Annotated in this window: 5 protein-coding genes; 4 read left to right on the forward strand and 1 reads right to left on the reverse strand. The window is 43.5% G+C overall.

Annotation, left to right across the window (positions count from 1 at the left end; all coding sequences use genetic code 11):
- Positions 1 to 125: 125 nt before the first annotated feature.
- From FTT75_RS13370 to FTT75_RS13380, 3 genes are all read left to right on the forward strand, one after another.
- Entirely contained in the window at positions 126 to 797 is a 672-nt protein-coding gene (locus FTT75_RS13370; protein ID WP_005172058.1) for a hypothetical protein, read from the forward strand.
- A gap of 20 nt (positions 798 to 817) precedes the next feature.
- On the forward strand, positions 818 to 1,624 hold the full coding sequence (locus FTT75_RS13375) for an SDR family oxidoreductase (protein ID WP_180186640.1): 807 nt from the start codon (positions 818 to 820) through the stop codon (positions 1,622 to 1,624).
- Positions 1,625 to 1,841: 217 nt separating this feature from the next.
- The gene (locus FTT75_RS13380) at positions 1,842 to 3,116 is read left to right on the forward strand and encodes a glutaminase (protein ID WP_034608631.1); all 1,275 of its coding nucleotides are present in this window, start codon (positions 1,842 to 1,844) and stop codon (positions 3,114 to 3,116) included.
- Between the two features lie 89 nt (positions 3,117 to 3,205).
- Here the strand turns inward: FTT75_RS13380 and dhaK are convergent, their stop codons facing one another.
- A complete protein-coding gene (dhaK, locus tag FTT75_RS13385; RefSeq protein WP_180186641.1) occupies positions 3,206 to 4,936 on the reverse strand; it encodes a dihydroxyacetone kinase subunit DhaK in 1,731 nt (576 codons plus the stop codon).
- Positions 4,937 to 5,228: 292 nt separating this feature from the next.
- On the opposite strand from dhaK, the gene FTT75_RS13390 reads away from it, so the two are divergent.
- Positions 5,229 to 5,591, forward strand: coding sequence for an endonuclease domain-containing protein (locus FTT75_RS13390; RefSeq protein WP_180186642.1), 363 nt, complete (start codon positions 5,229 to 5,231; stop codon positions 5,589 to 5,591).
- Positions 5,592 to 6,531: the final 940 nt, after the last annotated feature.

A 6,531-nucleotide genomic window follows, 5' to 3' on the forward strand; every position in this document is an offset into this window, starting at 1 on the left:
AAAAATAGTGCATGCGGCAGCTTAACCAAATGCAAACTTTAGACAATTGGCATGCAGAGCAACTCGTCGTATGATGCAAAGATAAAAAACGCGACTCATCGCAGAAGATTAAAAAGGATAACAAGATGAGCTATAGCATTTCCCTGAAGATCCAGCCTGAAACCCATCAGCGCTTTATCGACCTTCATTCTAGATTAAATGCCGGTGATCCAGACAGTCTGGCTAAACCGCTCGGTGAAAATCTGGCCGATATGGCCTGTGAAATTATTGACCAGATTTTTGGTCAGATGGTGCAGATCGCGAAATCTCCCGACAGTGAATCTGAAAAAGTGATTCAGCACATTATTGAGACGACACGTAAATATATGCCTTGGTCGGTTTCCTTATTTGGCAATGAACGGCTCATGCCCATGGTGAATTATCTGCATCGCATGACCTATACGCATGACGGCGATGTTTTTGTGCGTTATCCGGTGGAAAAGATGCTGGTGATGGAGTTACTGGGTTGTGTGGATCAGATGAAAACCGGCAATCATCAGTATGTCTCGCCGGCACTCAAAGCCTTTACCCAGGTCGTTGATCAGGGCGTGACCTGTCTGATCCGTGAACCGAAAAACCTGTTGAAGTTTAATGTTGTGGTCGATAAAACCTTAAATGGGGTGATTCACCTAACCACCCAGCTCGGCTATAAACGTTTTGACAAGCTCGGTAGCATCTATGATGCTGATACGATGCGTTATTATTTCGAGCATTTACTGGCATTTCTGGAAGATGAAAGGCCGCACCATATTTATTAAAACAAAGGAAACAGGATTTCATGGCGAAAGTTGAAAGTTTAAATGGAAAAGTGGTCTGGATTACTGGCGCATCTTCAGGGATTGGCAAGGCGATTGCACAGCAATGTGCCGCACAGGGAGCGCAGGTGGTATTGACTGCGCGCCGTCATGAAGAACTGGAAAATGTGCGCCAAAGCCTGATCAATCCGGATCAGCATATTTCCATCACGGCTGATATCACCGATGAAAGTCAGGTTCGCCATGCCTATGAGCAGGTTGTGCAACAAAAAGGCCGGATTGACTGGCTGATCAATAATGCCGGACTCAGTCAGCGTGCCCTGATTGCAGAAACCACCATGCAGACTGAACGCGCCATTATGGAAGTCGATTATTTCTCGCAGGTATTTTTGACCAAAACCGTACTGCCAAATTTTCTGGCACAAAAAACCGGCCGTATCGTGTTTATTTCCAGTGTTGCAGGTTTGCTCGGTACACAATATCGCGCGTCTTATTCCGCAGCCAAAGCAGCAATTCATATGTGGGCCAACAGCCTGCGTGCTGAAGTGACAGATCAGGGGGTTGGCGTATCGGTGATTTTCCCCGGTTTTGTTAAAACCAATGTGTCCCTGAACGCTTTAAATGGTCAAGGGAAGCCGCAAGGGCATGCAGATGAAGCGATTGAAAATGGTCTGTCCGCAGAAGATTTTGCCCGTCAAACTGTACAAGCTTTGCAGAGTGGCGAAGAATATATCGTGATTGGCGGCAAGAAAGAAAAACTCGGGGTACTGGTGTCGCGTATTTCGCCAAAAGTCCTGTACAAGATGATTCGCAAAACCAAAGTGAAATAAATCATTCAGACTCATTAAAAGGGCAGTATTGCCCTTTTTTGATCGCTCTGAAAAAGAAAATTAGAACAAACCTACAATTTAATTTCTGGAGGAGCTGACGCAAAGCGTGCACAACCCATCACACAGATATGCAGAAAATTACCTTTTCACTCTGGTACTTAAGTCAAAAACCGCTATGTTAGTTAAAAATAATAGTGAATTGGAATACGCTCATTCGATGAAAACACCGGTGCCAGATTATCTCAAGCATGTTTTAAGCTCCTGCCAAGACAATGATAAAGGGGCCTTGGCCGACTATATTCCTGAGCTGGCAGCAGTCGATCCAGAGAAGTTTGCTTTGGCACTCTCCACCGTAGATGGCACGATCTATTCCACCGGTGATGACGAGGTTGAGTTCACCATGCAGTCCATGTCCAAGCCTTTTGCCTATGCCTTGGCCTTGCAGAAAGTCGGCCTGACCAAGGTCATGGAAAAAGTGGGCGTGGAACCTTCGGGCGAGGCCTTTAACCAGATTTCACTGGAGAAAGACACCAATATTCCGAAAAATCCGATGATCAATTCGGGTGCCATTACTGCTCATTCCCTGATTCCCTATAAACGCACAGTATCCCGGGCGGAACAGTTGCGCCGTTTTTTAAGCGGTTTGGCTGGACGTGAACTGAGTTTTGATACCGATGTATATACCTCTGAACTGAAAACGGCGTTTCGTAACAGATCCTTGGGTTATATGCTGCGTACAGTAGGAGTATTGGAAGAAGATCCAGAAGCGATTGTCAATGGTTATATCAAGCAATGTTCAATCAAGGTGACGGTCAAAGACCTGGCGATGATTGCCGGGGTACTCGCCAACGGTGGGATTCAGCCGCAGACCGGTAAAAAATTATTGGATCGTTCTGTGGTGCGGCAAGTCCTGAGCGTGATGCTCACTTGCGGGATGTATGATGCTGCCGGTGACTGGCTGACCACGGTGGGCATTCCGGCAAAAAGTGGGGTCGCAGGCGGCATTATTGGCGTATTGCCTGGACAGGTGGGCATCGCCGTATTTTCTCCACGAATTGATGAACATGGGCATAGCGCGCGTGGGGTCGATATCTTTGAACGTATATCCCGGGAAATGGGGCTACATTTAATGGAAGGAACGCCGTCGGCACAAACCATTTTACAAAACCGTTATCTCACTGGAAAACGCGATCATGTGGTGGTGTATGAACTGCGTGGCGTATTGCAGTTTACTGAATCGGAAATGCTGCTGCGTATTTTGGAAGATGAACCGGAAGGCAAAAAACGAATTGTACTGGATCTGACCAATTTGACCCTAATTCATAATGTCGGCGCCCGCATGTTATTTGAAGGCGTGGCGCGTTTGAAAAAGGATGGTCATCCTGTTGTGGTGGTTGACTCGGAAGGAATTTTGAGTGAAGCACAGATGAAGGGTAATAAAAGAGTCGTGGTCAAAGAAAACCTGAACAAGTATCTAGAAAAATTTCAATAGACGCTTTTTCTGCTGTCTTGCTTGAGCACCAGCTGTATACCCGGAAATAAAAAAAGCCCCGATGATTCGAGGCTTTTTTAATAAATGATTTATTTAATATGTGCTGCAATGTCGCTAAAGATCACACCTAAACCATGTGCACCGGCATCCGGATAGCCTAAGCTACGGTCACCGACCGTACCGGCACGGCCCATACGTGCCACAATCTCTTGAGTCGATTCTGCACCTTTTACCGCAGCCGCTGCACCCAAGACAAAGTTTTCTTTAAAAGTCTTGCCGGTATTGGCAGACCATGAATCTGCACATGGTACTAGGGCATCAATCAGGGTTTTATCCCCCACCACGGCACCACGACCAAATGAACGCTCACCGGTCACTTGAATGCCTTTGACTGCCGCCTGCAACATTTCAGCAAAGTCAGCGACAGTTAAACTGGTTTTATCTTGAATGGCCTTACTCGCGGCACGGAAGGCTGAACCCCAGATTGGACCTGATGCGCCGCCACAGTATTCCATAATGATCATTGAGCAGTTCAGCATGAATTCATCCATATGCTGTGCTTGAATCAGACTTTGCCATTCACGTTTTAGCTGTTTAAAGCCTTTGGCCACGCTCATGCCGAAATCACCATCGCCGGCATGCGCATCTAGCTCGCAGAAAGGCACTTCATTTTTAATAATGCAAGCCGCCATGACATCGACGACATAACGCATATTCTCAATCGTGAATTGCTCATTGCTGATTATTGCATGTTCAGGTTGGGTTTCAACTTCGGTATTGGCGCTGCGTTCAGCTGCTGCATTTTTTGCTGCAAATTCAAAAGGTAGTGCAGGTGAACCATCCGTTTTAAATGCAGGGGTATTGGCTTCTGCATCTAAATAGGTTTTCAGTTCAGCATCCAGAGCAAGTAAAGATACCGATGCACCGTTCATGTCGATACTGGTCATGTAGTTACCGACAAAAGTACGATAAATTTTGATGCCTTTACGTGCCAAATGTTCGCAAACATCGTTGTTAAAGACATACAGCTCCTGCATTGGCGTTGAACCAAAACCATTGACCAATACCGCTACTTCAGTCAGGTCAGGACGGTCAAGAAACAGGTCATCGATAATACGTTGTGCCAGTTCTTTTGATGGCAATATTTTTTCACGACGAATCCCTGGTTCACCGTGGATGCCCACGCCGTATTCCATTTCATCATTGGCAAGAGTAAAGGTTGGTGTGCCCTTGGCAGGAACGGTACATGAGCTATAAGCAAAACCAAGACTAATGACATTGTCCGCAGCTTTTTGAGCCACAGCTTTGACTTCCGCAAGCTCTAAACCTTTTGATGCAGCTGCACCGGCAATTTTATGCACCAATACTGTACCGGCAACACCACGACGACCGACAGTATATAAGCTGTCTTTGACTGCAATGTCATCTGCTACTTTGACGTAATCCACGTTAATGCCGTCATCTGTTGCAAGCGCTGCACCATTCTGGAAATTCATCATATCGCCAGAATAGTTTTTGATGATCATCAGCACGCCTTTGTCTGTTGCGACATGCTGCAATGCTTTATAGACCTGAATTTGTGATGGAGATGCAAAGACATCGCCACATACGGCTGCGTCTAACATACCTGCGCCGACAAAGCCTGCATGTGCCGGCTCATGACCGCTGCCGCCACCACTGATCAGTGCGACATTATTATGTTTTGCTTTTCTTGAAATGATTTTGTGTGACTCGGTAAATGCGAGTTCTGGATGAGCGAGGACAAAGCCTTTGCACATTTCGACAACCAGGTTTTCAGGGTTGTTGATGAGTTTTTTCATTGGAACACCAAGAGTGATTGATTTGGGAGATAAATTTATTGCTCTATTATTATAGAAAGTAATGATTTTTGCAGAGTTAAAAATGTAAAAGCGGATGATTTGGGGTTGGGTGGTTAGAAAAGGGGCGGTTTTTGATGTATATTTATTTTTAAAAGAATCCCCCTAAATCCCCCTTTGATAAAGGGGGACTTACGCGAATTTGATTGCGGTTTTCGATTCGTGGTATCCCTCCCTTTTTTAAAGGTGAGCCATGTATGGCGCAAGAGGAGGGATTATTAAAAGAGAATAAAAAATGAAACCCTACAATAAAAACTTAAAACAAGCCTCGCGTGATTTACGCAACAACATGACCGATGCTGAAAAGTTGTTATGGTCACGACTTCGTAATAAGCAAATTTTAGGTTTGCAGTTCTATCGGCAAAAACCAATTTTAAATTACATCGTTGATTTTTACTGTCCTGCTGCCAATTTAGTGATTGAATGTGATGGTAGTCAACACTTTACGGAAGATGGGTTAGAAACAGATCGCATTCGAGATGAAGCTCTGGCTCAACTTGGATTGAAAGTGTTGAGATTTGATAATGGGCAGGTGATGGGGCGGATTGATGATGTGGTGGAAACGATTTATCAGTGTTGTCTGAAAGAGCTTTCATAAAAATCTCCCTAGATCCCTCTTTGGAAAAGAGGGACTTCGCGCGAATTTGATTGCGGTTGTGGATTTGGCTAGTTCCTCCCTTTTTAAATGGGAAGCTAGGAGGGGGGCTTTATGCAGAATGATAGTTCACAAGTGGGTTTAACTGAATGAGTGAATTTTTCATATTGAAATTCAAGTAACTTATTGTGTAACGTATTTGAAAAATTCTCCAAGTTATAAATATTATCTATATGACCGTGATCTAAACTAGCTTGCAGTGAGTTTCTGAGTAAGCAATTTATAGCTTCGATGAAGGTATTTAAGTAATTTGGAGTAAGATTAATGTCATAGAGAAATAGTTTAATTTTTAATTGCTTCACAGCATCTTCATTGCCTTGAATATAGTAGATTAATGTAGAAGGATTAAAATCATCATCTAATTCAATTAGTTTAGATCCAAACCAAATTTCATCGCCAATATCAGAATATTTAACTTGGAGTTCGTAGCCACTTAGGAACCTTTCTGCTTGATATACACTCCAGCCCAGATCTAAAGGTGTATTAGATAGTTTACTTCTTTTAGATTTCCTATGCTTTACGAGCGAAAAAGAATCGATTAGTTGTTGATAGTTTTCTATCTTATGAATCTTAATATGATGAAACCACTCATCAATCAAATCTTTTTGAGTTCGAAAGTTAATAATGACTAAAAATTTTGTAAGGGTGATAAGTTTTTTATCTTTGATATGAAATTGAAGTCGTACAAAAATTTCTTCATATTTTATATATAGCAGAAAAAACCATAGAAATGGTAGATAGAGGGCGAATTCAAACGTAAGCGTCCGCTGAACCCCACTTTTTCTAACTCATTAATACCGCGATAGTGTCCACTTAAATTTAAGTGGACACCTATTTATGGATTTAAAGACAGTTATAGACAGTGCACCAACGCTAAAAAAGC

The sequence above is a fragment of the Acinetobacter sp. YH01008 genome (assembly GCF_013420435.1).
GTDB lineage: Bacteria > Pseudomonadota > Gammaproteobacteria > Pseudomonadales > Moraxellaceae > Acinetobacter > Acinetobacter pseudolwoffii.